The following is a 17,125-nucleotide window of genomic DNA, read 5'->3' on the forward strand; positions in this document are numbered from 1 at the left end:
ACCGGTTATGGTTCTTGGGACCCGCACTCTCGTTAAAAATTTACTTACACAGCAGGCGCTTGATACGCTTCTCGTCGGCCTCCGAAACCAGGGCCGCATCCCGCAGGCGCAGTTTGGCTTTCTTCGACTTGTTGCGCATCATGTGCGAGGTGTAAGCCTGGAAACGCTTCACCTTACCGCTACCGGTAATCTTGAACCGCTTCTTCGCACTGCTGTGCGTCTTCATCTTAGGCATGGCACCGTTTTTTACAAATGGAGCGCAAAGGTAGGGAAAGATTTCGATATTATCTTCCCCCCATGCGACTGCTACTTATCCTACTCCTTTGCCCTTTTCTCCTGCCCGCCCAGTGGAAAGAACAGCTGATTGACCTCGGTGCCGACACCATGCATTATCTGGTCAGCTATCCGGAGGGCTACGAGCAGGACACCGCCGACTGGCCCCTGGTCCTATTCCTTCACGGCGGCGGTGAGAGCGGGGCGGACCTGAGCTCCGTAAAGCGCGGCGGGCTCCCCCAGCACATCACCGAGGGGGAGCAATTTCCCTTCATCACCCTGGCCCCCCAGAACCGGCTGGGCCACGGCTTCTGGGACCTGGTCGGCCTCACCCAGCTCCTGGACGACTTCACCGCCCACCAGCGCGTCGACGCCCACCGCATCTACCTCACCGGGGCCAGCCGTGGCGGGCTCGGGGCCTGGATGCTCGCCATGCAAAACCCCGGCCGCTTTGCCGCCCTGGCCCCGGTCTGCGGTGCGGTGCCACATTCCTACGCCGTCTGGATCGAAGAAGACCTGCCGATTTGGATCTTTCACGGTACGGACGACCAATCCATCTACCCCTCTGAAACCATTGCCATGGTCGAGCAGCTCCGGCAGAAGAATATGAAGCACCCGGTGAAGCTCACCATGTACGAGGGGGTGGCCCACAATGCCTGGGACTATGCCTACGCCGATCCGGAGCTCTATAAGTGGTTATTGGCGCAGCGGCGCGACTAGGGTTGTAGTCGTTGCTCTACGAAGGCGCGCACGACGGCCAGGCCCATGTTGAAGTCGGTGTTGTTGTTGACGATCAGGTCGGCGCGCTCCATGTGGGGCTGCACGTACTTCTCGTAGGCCGGTAGTACGTGGTGCTCGTAGCGGTACAGCACGTCGTCCAGGGGGTAGTTGCGCTCGACCCGGTCGCGCTTGATGCGGCGCACGACCTTGAGGTTGTCCTTGGCGTGGAGGAAGAGCCTAAGGTCAAGCAGTTTACGCACCTCCTTGTAGTGAAAGACAAAGAGCCCCTCCACGATGATCACCGGGGCGGGGTGGAAGGTGAGCATGCGCGCCTCGGCCAGCTCGTTGTTAAAGACGTACTCGCGGCGGTGCACGGTTTTGCCCTCGATCAGGAGCTTCAGGTCGCGCACGAATTCCTTGCGGTGGATGGAGCCCGGCCGGTCGAAGTTGTGCACGCCCCGCTCGTCCTTCTGCTGTTTTTCGCGGGGCACGTAGTAGTCGTCCATGCTCAGCAGGCACACGCGGTCGTCGGGCAGGCCCTCCCGCAGCTGGCGGATGAAGGTGGTCTTGCCGGAGCCCGAGCCGCCGGTGATGCCGATGAGAAAAGGTGTAGTCATCGAGGCACCAAGGTAGTACATAGGCGCCCCGATAGCTATCGGGGGCGGGTGCAATGATCTATGTACCTTGCACCTTACCCAAGTCGTGCCATGCCCACCTTTTTGTATGATTTGTTCCGTACCCTGTTGGGAATGAGCGTCATGCTTGGGGTATGTTATGTTTTTAGCGCCAACCGGCGGGCCATCGACTGGAAATTGGTGGGTATCGGGGTGGCAATGCAGTTCGTGCTGGCGGTGCTCATTCTAAAGGTGAATGGGGTGAGTACGGTATTCGACTACGTAGCGGCGGGCTTCCGCAAGACACTGGAATTTACGGCGGCCGGCTCGCAGTTTTTGTTCGGTAGCATTGTGACCGACTTCGATAGCTTTGGCTACATCTTTGCCTTCCAGGTACTGCCGACGATCATCTTCTTCTCGGCGCTTTCGGCGGTGCTGTACTACTTCGGTATCCTGCAGCGGGTGGTGTACGGACTGGCGTGGCTACTGAGCAAAGCGATGGGACTGAGCGGACCGGAGAGCCTGGCTGCCGCTGCTAACGTATTCATCGGACAGACTGAGGCCCCCCTGGTCATCAAGCCTTACCTGGAGCAGATGACGCGCTCGGAACTGCTGTGCGTGATGGTGGGTGGTATGGCTACCATTGCGGGTAGTGTATTTGTGTCCTACATCGGCTTTCTGGGGGGGACGAGTCCGGAGAGTCAACAGTTCTTTGCGCGCCACCTGCTTACGGCCAGCATAATTTCTGCGCCGGCGGCCATCGTCTGCGCTAAGATGCTCTTGCCCGAGGACCGCCGTGAGCTCGCCGCTGCGACCGGCACCGCGAACGCCAGCCCCCACGAGGCTAAAAAGCCCGACCGCGACGAGCGGCTGGAGATGGCGGCCGACGACAGCAATAACCTGCTCGACGCGATCAGCCGCGGCACCACCGACGGACTCCGCCTGGCCGTCAACGTAGGGGCCATGCTGCTGGTCTTCACGGCCTTTATCTATATGCTCAACGTCTTCTTCGTGGGCGGCACCGACCTACTCAATGACTTCGCCCGCTGGGCCGGCCTGACCGAGGCGGACTGGAACGAGGCCATCGCCACCGCCACCCAGGGACGTTTCGAGGGTTTTAGTTTCACCTACCTGCTGGCCCTACTCTTTGCTCCCGTAGCCTGGATCATCGGCGTACCCTACGCCGACATCACCGTGATCGGCCAGCTGCTGGGACTCAAGACAGTAATCAACGAGTTCGTGGCCTACGATACCTTCCGCACCGTGCAGGCTTCGGGTATCACGCTAAGTCCTAAAAGTGTACTCATTGCCGCTTACGCCCTCTGTGGCTTTGCTAACTTTGCCAGTATCGGCATTCAGGTGGGGGGCATAGGGGCCATCGCGCCGGGGCAGCGCAAGAACCTGACGGAGCTGGGGTTGATTTCGCTACTGGGGGGTACGGTGGCTTGTTTGATGACTGGGACGGTGGCTGGATTATTTTACTAGTACCCCGGATTGTTCTCGGTGATGTTAGGATTGTTATCGAGTTCTCCCCGTGGGATTGGGTTGATGAGTTGGGGGTTATCCCAACTAACCACTTCATCGTCGAGGGTGGGATTACGGAACTTCGTCCAGGTCCGCTTGCGGCGCATCAAATCGTACACCCGGTCGCCCTCGAAGGCCAGTTCCCGGCGGCGTTCCTCTAGGATGGCATCAACGAGTGCGTCTCCGGTAGCTTCGGAATCGGTATAGGCCGCGTCGCGTCGGCTCGCAACAGCGTCCAGATCTGCTCTTGCGCCGTCCTCGTTGCCCAGTTCCGCCCGGGCCTCGGCCCGAATCAAGTAGACGTCGGACAGTCGCATGATTTTGATGTAGTCTTGTCCGGTCTCTCCTTCCGGGTACTTGCCTACGGGAAAGAGCGCATCTTCTTCTCCCCCGACCCGCTGGCCGCGCACGATGAAGCTACGCCGATAGTCTGTATCGCTGTAGGAGCTTAGCAGGTCCTCGGTTGCGAGCACATCGCCATAGCCATCCTGATCAATGATGCCACCGATCGAATTCGTGCCCAGATTGTCGGTGCCGGTATTGACCAGGGCAAAGAGATCCTCCGAACCGAAATTCATACCCCATGACCCGAACCAGGCGGCGCTGTCGGCGTAGAGCGTGTACTCACCACTTTCGATGACGGCGGAAGCGAGCGTTTCTGCGTTCTGCCAGTCCTCTTTATAGAGGTGCACCTTGGCTAGCAGCGCCTGGGCCGCCGCCGCTGAGAGCCGACCGTCGGTTTGGGTATTCATTAGTTGGATGCCCATTTCTAAGTCGGCAATCACTTGGTTGTAGACCTCAGCGACGGATGCGCGGGGGGGCGAGACCAGCTCACCGGTCGTCCCTTCGTTATTTAGGGGTACGCCTGGACTCTGTCCATTGTCGTTCGTATAGGGCTGGGCGAATAGTTTTACCAGGTTCCAGTATGTCAGACCGCGCTGGGCGTGGGCTTCGCCGAAGAGCTGTTGCGCCTGATCGGTTTCGGTGCTCAGAAAGGTAGCGTCAGGGTAACGTTGGATAATATTGGAAGCATTGACGACCGCCGAGTAATGCTGTAGCCACTCATCACCGACCCGGCCGTCGAGGTCGACAAGGGTGAATTGATCGTGCTGTTGGAAACGACCTGCGTTGTTGAAGCTAATGTATGCGTTATCTCCCCGCAACTCGGGAAGCAAGGGTAGGTCCCATCCGTACATATTAGGATTCTGAAAATTACTGTAGATCCCGTTGACGGCGGCGCGTAGGGACGTGAGGTCTTCCACGGCATTGTCGATCGAGAGATCCTGCTGCGGGGTCTGCTCAAGGAACTCTTCGGAACACGAGGTGACAACCAGGAGGCCGATGCCGAGCAGGACGAGTCGGGAAAAAGAATTCATGGTAGATAGGCTTAGTGAGGAGGGGATTAGAAAGAGGCATCCAAACCAAAGGTGATCGTCCGGGGAATAGGCACCTCTTGGTCGATGATGCCACTGGCGTCGCTTCTTGGATCGCGCTCCAGCCGATCGTCCTTGGTGTAGATAGCGAGGTTGCTCGCCTGGGCGAAGAGTCTCAGATTGCCGATTTTGAGTCGTTGGCGAACGGCATCGGAAAACGAATACGAGAGAATGACGTCGCGGAGGGTGATATACGATCCGTCGTAGAGAAAGCGGGTAGAGCGATTCTGCGAGTTGCGGTTTCGGTTCAGGATGAACTGCGGGGTATCCGTAACGTCGCCGGGTTGTTGCCACCGGCGGTCGTATACCGATCGGGCGATGTTGCGCGTCGTGTTGAACCCGCCCGCCCCGTCGGTGTGGGTAAAGCTGTGCCAGCTGTGGAGGATCTTTTGACCGTAGCGGTAGTTGACCTGTACGGCCAGCGAGATGCCCCTGAAGGAGAAGGTGTTCCGCATGCCGCCGAAAAAGTCAGGGTCAGAGGTGCCCTGCTGGTATTCGTCAGCTTCGTTGTAATTGGTAGTCACTTCGGACTCCGTTTCATCGGTATACCACTGGGGTTCTCCGGTCTGTGGGTTTACACCGGCATACCCCTGAAAGTACCAAGTGTTCCAGGGTTGACCAACGGCCCGGTAGCGCGACCCGTCAGCAAAGTCTCCTTCGGGGAGGGCAATGACTTGATTTTTGTTAGTCGTAAAGTTGAGGCTGGTCGTCCAGGTAAAGCCATTATCGGGGCTAATAATGTTGCTGGTGTTCAGCGCGATCTCAATTCCACGGTTGCGCAGCTCGCCAATGTTTGAGATTATCTCCTCCACGCCATTCACGCGGGAAACCGGACGGTTAAAGAGCAGCGAAGAGGTGCGCCGGCTATATACATCGAGCGTCAGGTCGACACGGTTCCAGATCCCAAAATCGAGGCCGACATTGAAGGGCTTATTGGCTTCCCAGGTCAGGGTGGGATTGGCAAGCTGATCCAGGAGAATGCCGGGGTTGTCCTGGTAATCGTTTCCCGAAGCATACAGCCCCCGGGAGGCGAAGTCCTCGATACCCGACTGGTTTCCGTTCTGGCCGTAGCTACTACGCAGCCGGAGGGTATGGATGATTTCGTTCTCCGATAGGAAACCGAAGCGGTCGAGGTTGATACCGAGACCTACGGAATAGAAGTTGGCGTATCGGTTGTCTGCACCGAAGCGGGAAGACCCATCGCGCCGGAAGGTAGCGTTGGCATATACCAGTCCGTTGTAGTTGTAATTGCCGTTGAAAAAATAGCCCACCAGACTATTGGTGGTTTTCTCTCCCGCGATGAAGTCGGGAATCGAGCCGTTGCTCTGCGTCCGCAGACTGTTGAACGCGAAGTTCCGAATGCCCGATTGCGTGAAGTTGCGGTCGAATTGTTGCGCTTCCATGCCTACGGTCAGGTCGATGCCGTGGAGGTCGTTGATCCGCGTCTTGTACTTTAGCATATTGCGGACGAGCCAGTTATTCTGGATGTCGTTATCGGATTCTGCGTAGCCATTGTCGGCGGCCCCGGTGCCGAAATCGGAAATGAAAAAGGTTTCATCACGCCCCCGCACCGAATTATAGCTGAGGTAGGGCTCGTAGGTGAGACCACTGATGAAGGGCAGCCTTACCGTTGCATTAATCGCACCGAGCAGGTTCAGAATATCCGAGGTTCTATCGTTCTCCAGGATCTCGCCAACCGGGTTGTAACCTGCATTAAACGAGGTATTGTACGACCCGTCTTCGTTGTAGACCGGGACGGTGGGCACGATGCGGAAAATCGACCGCACGGGATTTGCAAAAAATCCCCCGGTAGGGACGGTATTCTGCGCGGTTTGTGAGATACTGGTGTTGACGTTTACGTCGAGCCAGTCCGCAAGTTGGGTAGTCAGGTTGAGCCGCCCGCTGTACCGCTTGAAATCGGTGCCTATTATGGTACCCTGATTGTTCTGGTAGCCGGCACTTACGAAGTACTGAGCCGCCTCGCTCCCTCCGCTGGCCGAGAGGTTAGCCGTGGTAAAGTTGCCCCGGCGGGTTATGACATCGAACCAATCTGTGTTGACCGAAGGGTCTACGCCGGCCGCGGCAATGAGTTCGTCGGCCTGCTCCGCGGAAGTTGCCGTACCTGCGTTGATGAGCCCTTCGCGTAATAATTCAATATACTCCGGAGTTGTAAGCGGTTTGATCTTGTCGCCGAGGGAGACGTCGGTGACGCCCTGTTGAATGTTCGCGTTAATCTTGGCCTTACCACTCACTCCCCGTTTGGTCGTGATGACAATGACGCCATTCGCCGCCCGTGATCCATAGATACTTGTTGCCGAAGCGTCTTTCAGCACTTGGATATCGGCGATGTCCTGAGGATTGATGCCCGCCAGCGGAGTACTCGTCGTACTTTCATTGCCGATATTACCAGTGAAGACGGGTACCCCATCGATCACATACAGCGGGGTAGCACTGGCATTAATGGATCCCAATCCACGAATACGGACGTCCTGAAACGCTCCGGGTTGTCCGCTTCCCTGCGTAACCTGGAGCCCGGCTACGTTACCATCCAGGCTTTCCTGAAAGTTGGTACGGGGCACAGTAGCTACCCGGTTGATGTCTACCTTCGATGCGGCGCCGGAGAAGTTGTTGAGTGCAGTCTCCCCATAACCGGTTACGACCACCTCCTGGAGCAATTGCGCTGAGGTTAAAAGAACGATATCGACTACGGGAACCTCTACACTAACTGGGATCTCCTGAGTGGCAAAGCCGGTATACGAGACGACCAAAGTAGCCGAGTTGCGCGGAATCGAGAGGCTAAACATTCCGTCGATATCAGTGACCGTACCAGTCGAGGTATTCGCGATGAGGACTGTGGCTCCAATCACCGATACACCCTCTTCGTCAACGATCGTGCCCGTGACGGTAAACTGCCCCTGTAGGGAATTGATCCCGCAGAAAATAGCAGCTAGTAACAGCAGCTTGTGTAGTTGTTTACGTTTCATAAGGCAGATGTTGACTAGTAGTAAGATACATAGGAGACCGACACACCGGTCCCCCAACTATGAGCTTTAAGGTAGGTAAAACATCCGGCTACTAGGGTGATATCCCATACTGTGATCTATGAAGGGGTGAGAATGAACGCTACCAAATTGCTATAAGACTTGGCATTTATTCAATTCAGCAAATTTTCGTATCACGGGTGAGCCTTACCGGCAAGAAAAATTCCATCCCGTTCGCCGGTAACTGATCCCAATATTTTTTCACTGAAACTAAGCTACCTTGCCGGTTCACTTTATTGCACCCGCGTACTCGCCCGTCTCCTTATGTTACGATACATCACGCGCCGCCGCTCCGTGTTTCCACAGTTTTTCACCGATCAACCGATCGAACGGACGGTAATAGAGGACTTGATTCAAGCCGCCAACCTAGCCCCCAGCCACCGCAAGACCGAGCCTTGGCGCTTTCGGGTGTACCAGGCTGCGGGCCGCGACCAGCTGAAGGACGAGCTGCTCAAAGTCTACGGGCGCGAACGGGAAGATGCCGGGGCTGTCGCTGAGAAATTCGGAAAGAAGATCGCGCAGTCGGCCGCCGTGCTGCTGATCTTCCTGCACCGCGACCCGCAGGAGAGCGTACCGGAGTGGGAGGAGATTGCCGCCGTCGGCGCTGCCGTGGAAAACCTCTGGCTGAGCCTGGACCAGTACGGACTGGGGGGGTACTGGAGCAGCCCCGGCTTCGTGTGCGGCGGCTACGGCGCCTGGCCGGGCGCTGCGGCCAACGAGCGCTGTCTGGGGATGTTCTACCTGGGCTATGCCGATGCGCCGGACCTACCCCGGCCGCGGGGGGATTGGCGGGAGAAGGTGCACTTCGTGACCGAAAATTAAAGGGCTGCAGTGTGAGTTGAATGTCGCATCTTACCCCCTATGCGCCACCAGCTATTTAACGTAGACACTGCCCTGCTCACCACCCGCTGTGTCGTACGCCGTTTCCGCGAGCACGACGGTAAGGCCTTCTACAAGCTGCTGGATAATAACCGAGACTACCTCCTCGATCACTTTCCCTACCTCATGGCCGAGGCCGGTAAGTCGCGTAAGGGGGCCGAGATATTCGTGCGCGAGTGCATTGCCGAATGGCTGCTACAGCAGCGCTACGCTATGGGCGTGTGGTCCAATGAAACCACGGAGCTGATTGGCTTCGTGCAGGTCTTCAGCATCGACTGGGCCGTACCGAGTGGCGAACTGGGCTTCTTCATCGACCGCGAGTTTATCCGTCAGGGCATCATGACCGAGGTGCTGGCCCGCGTCGTACGCTTCGCCTTCCTGCAGCTCGAGCTCGAAAAACTAGTCGTCAAGACGCTGGTCGACAACTACGCCAGTCAGCGCTTGATACGCCGCGTGGGCTTTAGCCGCGAGGGGGACCTACGGGGCGAGTACCGGCTGCCGAGTGGGACACTGGTGGATTTGATGCGGTTTGGGTTTGTGCGGGAAACTTATGGGGAGTAGACGCTACGGGGTAGACCCTACGGGGTAGACCATAAATGGGTAGACCGCTTCGCGGGTAGATGGCCGTAAAGCTGTAACGGCGGCAGCTCTACCCGCGCAGCGGTCTACCCCCAAACGCGCCAGCGAGGGGTCTACCTCCGCAAAGCGGAGTCTTTAAAAGGCGGAGTTTCTAAAAGCTAGCCGTAGCCCCAACCATAAAGTTAGTCCCAATCGTAGGGTACTGAAAAAACCGCTCCCGTTTGTTATTCAGCAGGTTGTTCACCCGCACCCAGGCACCGAAGGCGTCCGTGATGGTGTATTCGGCGCTGAGGCTGAGGTCGAGCAGGGCGTTAAGGTGGTCGGTACCGCCCTCGGCGGTTTGGTAGGGAAGTCCGTTCTCAATGAATAGATCGGCACGCAGCTGCAGGGGCAGGGTAGGCAGGGTGTAGATACCGGCGGCGTTGAGGCTCAGGGAGGGAAGGTGGTAGGGCTTGGCCTCATCCTCCATGCTGTAGAAGCGCTGGACGAAGGTGCCGCTGAGGTCGAGATTTTCTACGAGGGGGAGGGTAGCGGTGGCCTGGAGGTACACTTGGCTGCCGTCATCGTAGAGCACGTCGAACATAGGGATGTCGTCGCCGTCGCGCTGGGTGACGTATAGCGCCAGGTTATCTAGGTACTTATAACCTGCCTCGGCACGGTAAGCGATGCGGCGGAAGGTACCCTCTACGCCGCCGTAGAAGCGAGTGGCTTCGGAGTTGCGTACGCGCAGGCGGGTGTTGATCCAGGGGTTGTAATCGGAGAGTGAGCGCAGGGTGTTCTTGACCACATTGCCCTCGACGCCGGCAAAGGCACTTAGGAGACCGTCCACGATAACGGCGGAGGCGGTGACGTTGGGGAATACGTCGAAGTCGTCTTCCTGGCCAACCAGGCGGACCCCTGCTTTGAGCTTGATGAAGTCGGCCACCAGTACGGTGTAGCTAGGACTGAGACTGAAGACGTTCAGGTTCTGGGAGCTGGTGTCCTTGAAGGAGGTAAAATCAGCGCGGAACTCTACGTCCAGTGGGTTGGTACCGTTGATCCACTTGGTACCCCCCACGGTGATGTCGAAGCCGGTTTCACGCACGGAGGGATTGGCATCCATCAGGTAGAGCGCAATGCCGGCGCGGTAGTCAATATCGCCCTCTGTACGCGTGCCATTATAGATCTGCGCGTCGAGGGCGAAGGTATTGAAGCGCTGGCGTACATCGTCGGGATCGAAGGTGAGCGGTTCCTCCGTGCTGTCGCGGGCCACCTCCGGGAAGTTGTAGCCGTAGTAGTAGCGGCTGCGGGTGTCGTAGCTCAATCCGCCCTTGACGGCGAAGCCCTGCTCGAAGAGGTAGTTACCCCGGGCACCGATCTTGGTATCACTCGCCCGCTGGTTCTCGACCTTCTTATCGTTGTTGAAACTATAGTGGTTGGCGAACAGGCCCAGGTCGAGGTTGTCCTGTCCGGTGAGGTCGTAGCTCAGGTCGCCGTAGAGTGCGTTGGGTAGTCCCAGACCGATCTTGGCGTAGCCATTTTTGATGGGCTCCGGCTGAGTGCGCTGCACGGCCCGCGGCCGGATGGTGGGGGCCGGGTACTCGATTTCGAGGGGGCGGGGCAGGATGGTATAGGTCTGCCGCCGGCTCACGGTATCGGCCGGCGGGGGCACGGGGTTGACCAGTACGCGCTCGGCATCGGTGAGCCGGGCCTCGAAGTTGGTCACTACAGTGACGCTATTGTCCTCGAGGTTAGGAGGGTTGTCCTGGGCAAGTAGGGCGGCGGCGGGGCAGAGCAGCAGGAGGCAGAGGCCCACGAAAAAGCGAAGAAGGATAGAGGGCATGCTGGGCTTAGTTTCCACTATTGTCGAGTTCGAGGCGGGCGGGATCGGTGGGTTGGGTGTTGAGGCGACTACCGGCCTGGATTTCGGCCTCCACCTGCGTAAGTTTCTGGCGGGCTTCGGCGACGAGGGCGGCGTCCTCGGAGTAATTTTCGAGCAGCGCCTCGAGGGCGGCGCGGGCGTTGTAGAGGTCTTTCTTATCCCGGAGCACGTCGGAAAGTAGGATGACCGTCTTCGCTACCCAGTAGGGATAGCCCGAGCTCTCGCGGTTGGCCTCGAGGGCGAGCTGCTGGGCGCGGTCGAGGTTGCCCTGCTGGTACACGGCACTGGCGCGCAGGTAGCGGGCTTCGGCCGTGCGCTCGTCGTCACTGTTGGCGATGACCTGATCGAAGTAGGGGAGGGCCCGCACCAGGTCTTTACGATCGTAGGCAATCTTACCGAGGTAGAAGTTGGCGATGGTGCGCTGGGCGGCCGTAGCGTTGGGGTTGCCGGCTACCTTGGCGGCGTAGTCCTCCGTGGCGCGGGTATCGTTGAGGCGGTAGGCGGACTGCAGGGCACCGACCTGGGCGTCGAAGCGCACCGTCTCGTTATCGGCCGCGGCTTCTAGTAGGGTATAGAGTCGGAAGGACTTCTGGAAGTCCTGCACGCTGTTGTAGGCGATCAGGCTCGCCTTCTTGAGTGCTGGTAGGTAGAAGCGGCTCGGACCGGCATTGATTACGGCCTCGTAGTCGGGCAGGGCATCGTTGTAGCGGCGCAGGGCTACGTAGCTGTCACCGCGGTAGAACACGCCGGGCAGGGTATTCGGACTCTGGGGGTACTGCCGCAGGTACTCGGTCAGGCCGGTCACCGCCCGCTCGTAGTTGCCGTTTTCGTACTGACTCACCGCAGCGCGGAAGCTGATGCTGTCGCGGGCATCGGTAGTGATCTCCTGGCCGGGCAGGGTTTCGAAGAACTGGAAAAAAAGATCGGCCTGCCCCATATCATCTACGTAAATCTCGCGTAGCGCATCGCGGGCGCGGGTGGCCTCCCCGGGGCTGGGGTTGGAGGCGAAGACCTGTTTGTAGTAGTTGATGGCCGCCTCGCTGTTACCTAAATTGTAGCTGATGAGGCCGAGCTGTAGCAGGCTCTGATTGACTAGGGGCGAGTTGACCTTATACTGGCTGATGATTTTACGCAGCGGTTCCAGGGCCTGCTGGGGCCGATTGAGCTCCTGGTAGGTGAGGGCGAGCTGGTAGAGGGCGTCGTCGGCGAACTGGCTGTTGGGGTAGTTCTGCACCAACTGCTCGAGGGCGAGGAGCTTTTCGGCGCTTCGTCCGCGTAGGCCCTCGATGAGTGCCTTCTGGTACAAAGCGTATACGAAACCTACGGACTGCCGCTGAATGGCATTGTCGTAGTAGCGGGCCGCCAGATCGTACTGGTTACGGGCGAAATAGGCATCTCCAGCCCGGAGCACGGCATCCCCCAGCACCCGCTCGCGCACGTCGGTATCGGTGATGTAGGGCAGGTTACGCTCGATACCCTCCACGGTACTGGTGAAGTAGGTCAGGGCATTGGCGTAGTTGTCCTGCTTCAGGTAGTTGTACCCCTGTAGGTAGTTGCCGGTATAGAGCGAGGCCTGGGGGGGCAGTCCCTCCGTCGATTTGGCTAGTGCCAGGAACTGATTCGTCAGCTCGATGGAGGTAGCGTAATCTCCCTGGCGATTGGCCAGGTCAGCGAGCCAGTACAGGGCCTGGGCCCGGTAGGAAGCATTGACCGGGCGCTGGAGACTTTTTTCTAGCAGCGCCTTGCTCTGTACCATATCGCCCTGTCCGAGCAGCTCCTGTCCACGTAAAAAGGCTGCCCGTTGGTAGGCTTCGTCGAGCTGGGGGGAGCGATCAGTCATGGCCTCCAGGATGTCGAGGGCTCGCTGGTAATCCTGGGTAGTGGTGAACACGTCTCCGAGCAGCTCCTGTCCCTGACCGTAGAACTTAGAGTCGGCCGGCAGCTGCTGGATGGCCGTGATCGCATCGGCCGGGTACCCCAGCTCGTAGCTCAGTTTGGCGTAGTTGAACAGGGCCTCCTGCTGTACCTCGGGGTCGAAGGGCTGCCGGCTGGCCGCGGCAAAGGCCGAGCGGGCGCCTACGCCATCGCCCTGGCGCAGGGCAATATCTCCCAGGTAGAAGTTAGCACTCTGGCCCACAGCGGTCTGCTGGCCGCTCACCTCCCGGAAGGCCTCGCTGGCCCCGGGGTAGTCCTTCGTCTGGTAGCGGGCAAAGCCAAGCTGGAAGAGCTCTTCTTCGCGCAGCTTACGGTTGCCCTTGGCGTAGTTTTCCAGCAGGGGCAGCGCAGCGGTGTAGTTGGCCTGCTCGAAGTAGGCCTGGCCGAGTAGCTGCTCCATTTCCTTGCGGTTCTTCAGGCTGGCTCCACCGGATTCCACCAACGGGGCGGCGTAAGCGATCAGCTCCTCAAAGCGCCGCTGGGCGAAGTAGATCTGGGCGATGTAGTAGGGAATGTAGCCCTTGTATTGGGGGTCCTGCTCCGCGATCCGGAACTGTTCCAGCGCCAGATCGTAGTTGCCCTCGAAGAACTGGATAATGCCCAGGTAGTAGTTGGTCGGATAGTAAAACTCGCCCTGCGTACTCTTGCTGAACTGGAAGTAGCGCTGGGCCTCCTCAAAGTCTTTTTGGACGAAGTAAGCGTACCCCAGCCGGAAATTGACCTCCGCCTGCTCCTCGGCACTCATCATGTCCCGGGGTACCAGCAGGTAGTACTCCACCGCCTTATCCAGCTCGTTCTGGTCGAAGTAGTACTGGGCGATTTCTAGCAGGGCGGTATTGGCGATGGGGTCCGGCTGGTAGCGGCGCACGAAGTCCAGAATAAGTTTCTCACCGTCGCTTTTGCCCAACCGCACGGCTATTTTGGCCACATTGAGCTCGGCCTGCATCCGTAGCAGTTCCGCCTCGGGTTGGTGCACGGGCAGTAGCATATCCACGACCTCGGCGTACTCCCGCTGGGCTTTTTCCAGCACGTTTTTCTGCCGGTGATCCTCGGCCTCCTTAAAGGTCCGCCAGGCCTCGGTGTACACCGTAGTAGCCTGGGCCGAAACGCTCAGGGAGACGAAAAAACAGAGTCCGGGTAAGAGAAAGCGGGTGAATGTCATAGTGGCAGCGGATAAGGGGCGGCAAGATAGGCCGCTGGCCAATAACGCTTCCACCCCCGCTTTGGTCTTTACTTCCTACTACGCCCCCCAACTTTTGGCGTCTCCGGCCGCGTAGGTACCGTCCACGATCTCCGCCGCGGCACTATCGGCCATGTAGCCCTCGGACAGGGGGTAATCGGCCAGGCTCACCCCGCCCTCCCCAAACCAGTCCTTGCGCAGGTGCTCACCCACCCGAATTGCGTTAGCGATGACGGTCAGCGTCGGATTAGTCGCTCCCTGACTGGGCTGGAAGCTGGCATCGACTATGTAGAGGTTATCCAGATCCCAGGCCTTGCAGTTGGTGTCCAGCACGCTTTTCGTAGGGTCGGTACCAAATCGCGCCGTGCCTGCCTGGTGCCAGGTAAATTCCAGCCCCTTAGTGGAGCGCATAAAGTCGGTAAAGCCCTGCAGTTCGAGATACTTCTCCTGAAAGAAATCGAGGAACTCAAAGTGGCTCTCCCGATTGTTGGGCCGGTAGTTGAACTTGATGCCCCGGTCCGTCCACTCGATGCGGTTGTGGTTATCGGGCAGGTCCTCACTGGTGAACCAGAAGTCGACGGCGTATTTCTGTACCTCCTTCGCCCGGTCCTCCTTGATGCCCTGACTGGCGTAGTCGCTCATGATGCGCGTCCAGTGCGCCTTGCCGGTCAGTTGCACCGTACCCAGTGGGTAGGGCATGCCGGGCCCGCCGTTGTAGAAGTCGTGCACGCCCAGGGTCTTCTGAAAGATGGTGTCGTTCTCGTTGGTGTAGTCCATGGCCGAGATACCGCTCTGGTTGTGCTTGGTAAAGTTGCGCCCCACCTGGTCGGAGGAGTTGGCCACCCGCGAGCGCAGTAGTAGGGCTGCGGTGTTGATCGCCCCGCAGGATACGACTACTAGGTCGGCGCTCAAACTCATCGGCTCCCCATCGTGGGTGCCCTCAATGCGGGTAATCTTTCCCCCTTCCTCAATCAGCTTGTTGACATAGGCTCCGGTCCAGAGCATCACGTTGTCGTGCTGTAGGGCCGGACGTACCAGAGCGGTCTCGGCATCCGACTTCGCGTGCAGCATACAGGGGAAGGGGTCGCAGGTGTTGCACGCGATACAGGGCCGCCGCCAGGGCTCGTCGATGTCGCGGTTCAGTGCTAGGTTGGAGTGGTGGGGGTGGAGGCCCAGCTTGGCAAAGGCGTCCGATACCTCCTGGATCCGCCGCTCGTGCGGAAAGGCCTTAAAGGGTAACGGCCCACTTGACCAACCGGCCGAGGGATCCTCCCCCCGGTTGCCGTGGATCTTCATCACGTGCTCGGCCATCATATAGTAGGACTCGAACTCATCGTAGCTCACCGGCCAGCCAGGACTCAACCCGCCCTTATGCTGCTGGTCCCGGAAATCCTCCGGCCGCTGCCGGTGTAGCAGTGCGCCGTACATCTTGGTGTTGCCACCCACGCGGTGGTACAGGACGGGGTTAACGGTCTCGCCGTCCGGTCCCTCCCAGTTTACCTTGGCCTTGTAGCCGTCTTCGCCGAAGATGAAAGCCGGGTCCCAGTTGCGTTTCTCGCGCGGCAGGAAGGAGCCCTGCTCCAGGATGAGGATCTTCTTACCGGTGTCAGCCAGGGTATAGGCAATGGTGCCACCACCGGCACCGGAGCCGATGATGATGACGTCGAAATCGTTGGGCATACTGTTAGGCTTTGGGGGCGTACGGTCAGTGTCAGCTACGAAAGCAACTAGCCGGATTTTGGTTCATGCCTCCAGCCTGGTACCCTCCCCGATACAGCGCAGCGCCACCACCGTCAGCGCCTTTACCCGCAGCGCCGGCCGCAGCGCCCCGAAGTCCGGCCGCCCCCCGAACCACCGCTCGAACACCGCCCCGGCAAACAGCCGAAAGTAGGTGTAGCCCCCCCCGTATTCGGCCGCCGCCCACAGCCCCACCGCGTCCTCGTACCACCCACAGTCCAGCGGCGACACCCCCGCACTACACAACCGCGCCACCTCACCACTCCGCATATTGGGCCGGATCGACAGACTAAACGGACTTCCACTAAACCGCTTAAAGTAGTGCAGCCACTCCCGGTAGGGAATGTCATCTCTGATCTCCCTCTCCGGAGCCGCCGCCGCCCGGTAGGCGATGTAGAGTCCGCTGGCCACCGCGCTAGGCTCCAGGCTACAGCGGTTGGTCACGTTGAAGGCCGCACACGGCAGCCGGCTCTCAGCGTAGTAAAGCTCCTTCTTGATGTAATTCGTCCACTCCCGTCGGGTCTGCACCGCGTAGGCCTCCCCGTAGTAGGCATCGAAGAGCGTAAGCACGTAGATCGCCGCCGCATTATCCGCCGGCCGCAGCAGGCTCTCATCCCCGCTACTTCCCAGGTGCTTGTAATGCCCCCGTACCATCCGCTGGCCCAGGTAGTCGCCGATGCGGCGGAAGTAGGGCGCATACCGCTCATCATTCGTAGCCAGTTGGTAGTGGCCCAGCACGGCCCCGGCGTGGGCCAGGAAGAACACCGAACGATCCCAGTCCGTACCCGCCTGCCACTGCGGTAGGTTGCTGGCCCGACGCGTCCAGTCGGCCATACGTAATAGCACCGAATCGATAGCTTCCTTGCGTTCGGGCGCGTAGGTGAGCCCCCGGTACAGTGCCTGACTGGCGGTAGAAAACAGGAACAGCGTCTCCCGCTCGTCCCGCAGCGCCGTAGTCGTGTAAAGCTCCCCCTCCGAAAGGTTTTCCAGCAGCAGGTCCAGATCATAGCGGGCCTGGGTATGGCGCACCTCATTCACGTAGATGGCCACCGTGGTCCCGGCAAGCAACAGGGCGGTACACGCCGGTGCAAGGCTGATGGCACGCCTGCCGGTCCGGTACAGCCAATAGGCCGGGAGGAGGAAGGCTAGGCTGAAAAGTAGGGGAGGGAGAATACCGGTGAGAGGCATGTAAAAAAGTGGTCTCGGATGGAATCGAACCATCATCGCAGGCTTCGGAAACCTGTATACTATCCGTTGTACTACGAGACCGGAAACGGACGCAAAAGTACAGCCCCGCCACCACTTCACCAACTACCCCCGCACAAAAGCGTTGTCCTAGCTTTAAGATC

12 protein-coding genes and 1 tRNA gene are annotated in these 17,125 nt (G+C 59.1%); 4 read left to right on the forward strand and 9 right to left on the reverse strand.

The annotated features are described in order from the left end of the window. Positions 1–40 precede the first annotated feature (40 nt). Positions 41–235, reverse strand: a complete 195-nt coding sequence (gene rpmI, locus ACOOHD_RS01750) for a 50S ribosomal protein L35 (RefSeq protein WP_420459842.1) — start codon at positions 233–235, stop codon at positions 41–43. 62 nt (positions 236–297) lie between these two features. Between rpmI and ACOOHD_RS01755 the strand changes: the two genes are divergently transcribed. Further along, complete coding sequence (locus ACOOHD_RS01755) at positions 298–993, forward strand: dienelactone hydrolase family protein (protein WP_420459843.1); 696 nt, start codon at positions 298–300, stop codon at positions 991–993. Here ACOOHD_RS01755 and ACOOHD_RS01760 read toward each other — a convergent pair. Next, positions 990–1,610: a uridine kinase family protein gene (locus tag ACOOHD_RS01760; protein WP_420459844.1), complete on the reverse strand. Its 621-nt coding sequence runs from the start codon at positions 1,608–1,610 to the stop codon at positions 990–992. The genes ACOOHD_RS01755 and ACOOHD_RS01760 overlap by 4 nt on opposite strands. Before the next feature lie 90 nt (positions 1,611–1,700). Between ACOOHD_RS01760 and ACOOHD_RS01765 the strand changes: the two genes are divergently transcribed. Next, positions 1,701–3,092: a NupC/NupG family nucleoside CNT transporter gene (locus tag ACOOHD_RS01765; protein ID WP_420459845.1), complete on the forward strand. Its 1,392-nt coding sequence runs from the start codon at positions 1,701–1,703 to the stop codon at positions 3,090–3,092. On the opposite strand, the gene ACOOHD_RS01770 is transcribed toward ACOOHD_RS01765, so the two are convergent. Both ACOOHD_RS01770 and ACOOHD_RS01775 read right to left on the reverse strand, forming a co-directional pair. Next, a complete protein-coding gene (locus tag ACOOHD_RS01770; RefSeq protein ID WP_420459846.1) occupies positions 3,089–4,507 on the reverse strand; it encodes a RagB/SusD family nutrient uptake outer membrane protein in 1,419 nt (472 codons plus the stop codon). The genes ACOOHD_RS01765 and ACOOHD_RS01770 overlap by 4 nt on opposite strands. A gap of 26 nt (positions 4,508–4,533) precedes the next feature. Continuing rightward, positions 4,534–7,548, reverse strand: coding sequence for a SusC/RagA family TonB-linked outer membrane protein (locus ACOOHD_RS01775; protein ID WP_420459847.1), 3,015 nt, complete (start codon positions 7,546–7,548; stop codon positions 4,534–4,536). A gap of 321 nt (positions 7,549–7,869) precedes the next feature. Here ACOOHD_RS01775 and ACOOHD_RS01780 point away from each other — a divergent pair, with 321 nt between their 5' ends. Both ACOOHD_RS01780 and ACOOHD_RS01785 read left to right on the forward strand, forming a co-directional pair. After that, positions 7,870–8,427, forward strand: coding sequence for a nitroreductase family protein (locus tag ACOOHD_RS01780; RefSeq protein WP_420459848.1), 558 nt, complete (start codon positions 7,870–7,872; stop codon positions 8,425–8,427). Positions 8,428–8,466: 39 nt separating this feature from the next. After that, a complete protein-coding gene (locus ACOOHD_RS01785) occupies positions 8,467–9,045 on the forward strand; it encodes a GNAT family N-acetyltransferase (protein ID WP_420459849.1) in 579 nt (192 codons plus the stop codon). Positions 9,046–9,214: 169 nt separating this feature from the next. Here the strand turns inward: ACOOHD_RS01785 and ACOOHD_RS01790 are convergent, their stop codons facing one another. The 5 genes from ACOOHD_RS01790 to ACOOHD_RS01810 all read right to left on the reverse strand — a co-directional run bounded on the left by ACOOHD_RS01790 (position 9,215) and on the right by ACOOHD_RS01810 (position 17,045). Next, positions 9,215–10,885: a hypothetical protein gene (locus tag ACOOHD_RS01790; protein ID WP_420459850.1), complete on the reverse strand. Its 1,671-nt coding sequence runs from the start codon at positions 10,883–10,885 to the stop codon at positions 9,215–9,217. 7 nt (positions 10,886–10,892) lie between these two features. Next, entirely contained in the window at positions 10,893–14,021 is a 3,129-nt protein-coding gene (locus tag ACOOHD_RS01795; protein WP_420459851.1) for a tetratricopeptide repeat protein, read from the reverse strand. Between the two features lie 78 nt (positions 14,022–14,099). Further along, a complete protein-coding gene (locus ACOOHD_RS01800; protein WP_420459852.1) occupies positions 14,100–15,719 on the reverse strand; it encodes a GMC oxidoreductase in 1,620 nt (539 codons plus the stop codon). 63 nt (positions 15,720–15,782) lie between these two features. Continuing rightward, positions 15,783–16,964 carry a hypothetical protein gene (locus ACOOHD_RS01805; RefSeq protein ID WP_420459853.1) on the reverse strand — a complete coding sequence of 394 codons (1,182 nt, stop codon included), beginning with the start codon at positions 16,962–16,964 and terminating at the stop codon, positions 15,783–15,785. A gap of 9 nt (positions 16,965–16,973) precedes the next feature. Then, positions 16,974–17,045: transfer RNA gene (locus tag ACOOHD_RS01810), tRNA-Arg, on the reverse strand. Between the last annotated feature and the right edge of the window lie 80 nt (positions 17,046–17,125).

It is taken from the genome of Neolewinella sp. (assembly GCF_965214665.1).
Classification (GTDB): Bacteria; Bacteroidota; Bacteroidia; order Chitinophagales; family Saprospiraceae; genus Neolewinella.

Bases quoted from the DNA above. Each gene is read 5' to 3' on its own strand.
- rpmI (WP_420459842.1), bottom strand. From the start codon at position 235: ATGCCTAAGATGAAGACGCACAGCAGTGCGAAGAAGCGGTTCAAGATT.
- ACOOHD_RS01755 (WP_420459843.1), top strand. From the start codon at position 298: ATGCGACTGCTACTTATCCTACTCCTTTGCCCTTTTCTCCTGCCCGCC.
- ACOOHD_RS01760 (WP_420459844.1), bottom strand. From the start codon at position 1,610: ATGACTACACCTTTTCTCATCGGCATCACCGGCGGCTCGGGCTCCGGC.
- ACOOHD_RS01765 (WP_420459845.1), top strand. From the start codon at position 1,701: ATGCCCACCTTTTTGTATGATTTGTTCCGTACCCTGTTGGGAATGAGC.
- ACOOHD_RS01770 (WP_420459846.1), bottom strand. From the start codon at position 4,507: ATGAATTCTTTTTCCCGACTCGTCCTGCTCGGCATCGGCCTCCTGGTT.
- ACOOHD_RS01775 (WP_420459847.1), bottom strand. From the start codon at position 7,548: ATGAAACGTAAACAACTACACAAGCTGCTGTTACTAGCTGCTATTTTC.
- ACOOHD_RS01780 (WP_420459848.1), top strand. From the start codon at position 7,870: ATGTTACGATACATCACGCGCCGCCGCTCCGTGTTTCCACAGTTTTTC.
- ACOOHD_RS01785 (WP_420459849.1), top strand. From the start codon at position 8,467: ATGCGCCACCAGCTATTTAACGTAGACACTGCCCTGCTCACCACCCGC.
- ACOOHD_RS01790 (WP_420459850.1), bottom strand. From the start codon at position 10,885: ATGCCCTCTATCCTTCTTCGCTTTTTCGTGGGCCTCTGCCTCCTGCTG.
- ACOOHD_RS01795 (WP_420459851.1), bottom strand. From the start codon at position 14,021: ATGACATTCACCCGCTTTCTCTTACCCGGACTCTGTTTTTTCGTCTCC.
- ACOOHD_RS01800 (WP_420459852.1), bottom strand. From the start codon at position 15,719: ATGCCCAACGATTTCGACGTCATCATCATCGGCTCCGGTGCCGGTGGT.
- ACOOHD_RS01805 (WP_420459853.1), bottom strand. From the start codon at position 16,964: ATGCCTCTCACCGGTATTCTCCCTCCCCTACTTTTCAGCCTAGCCTTC.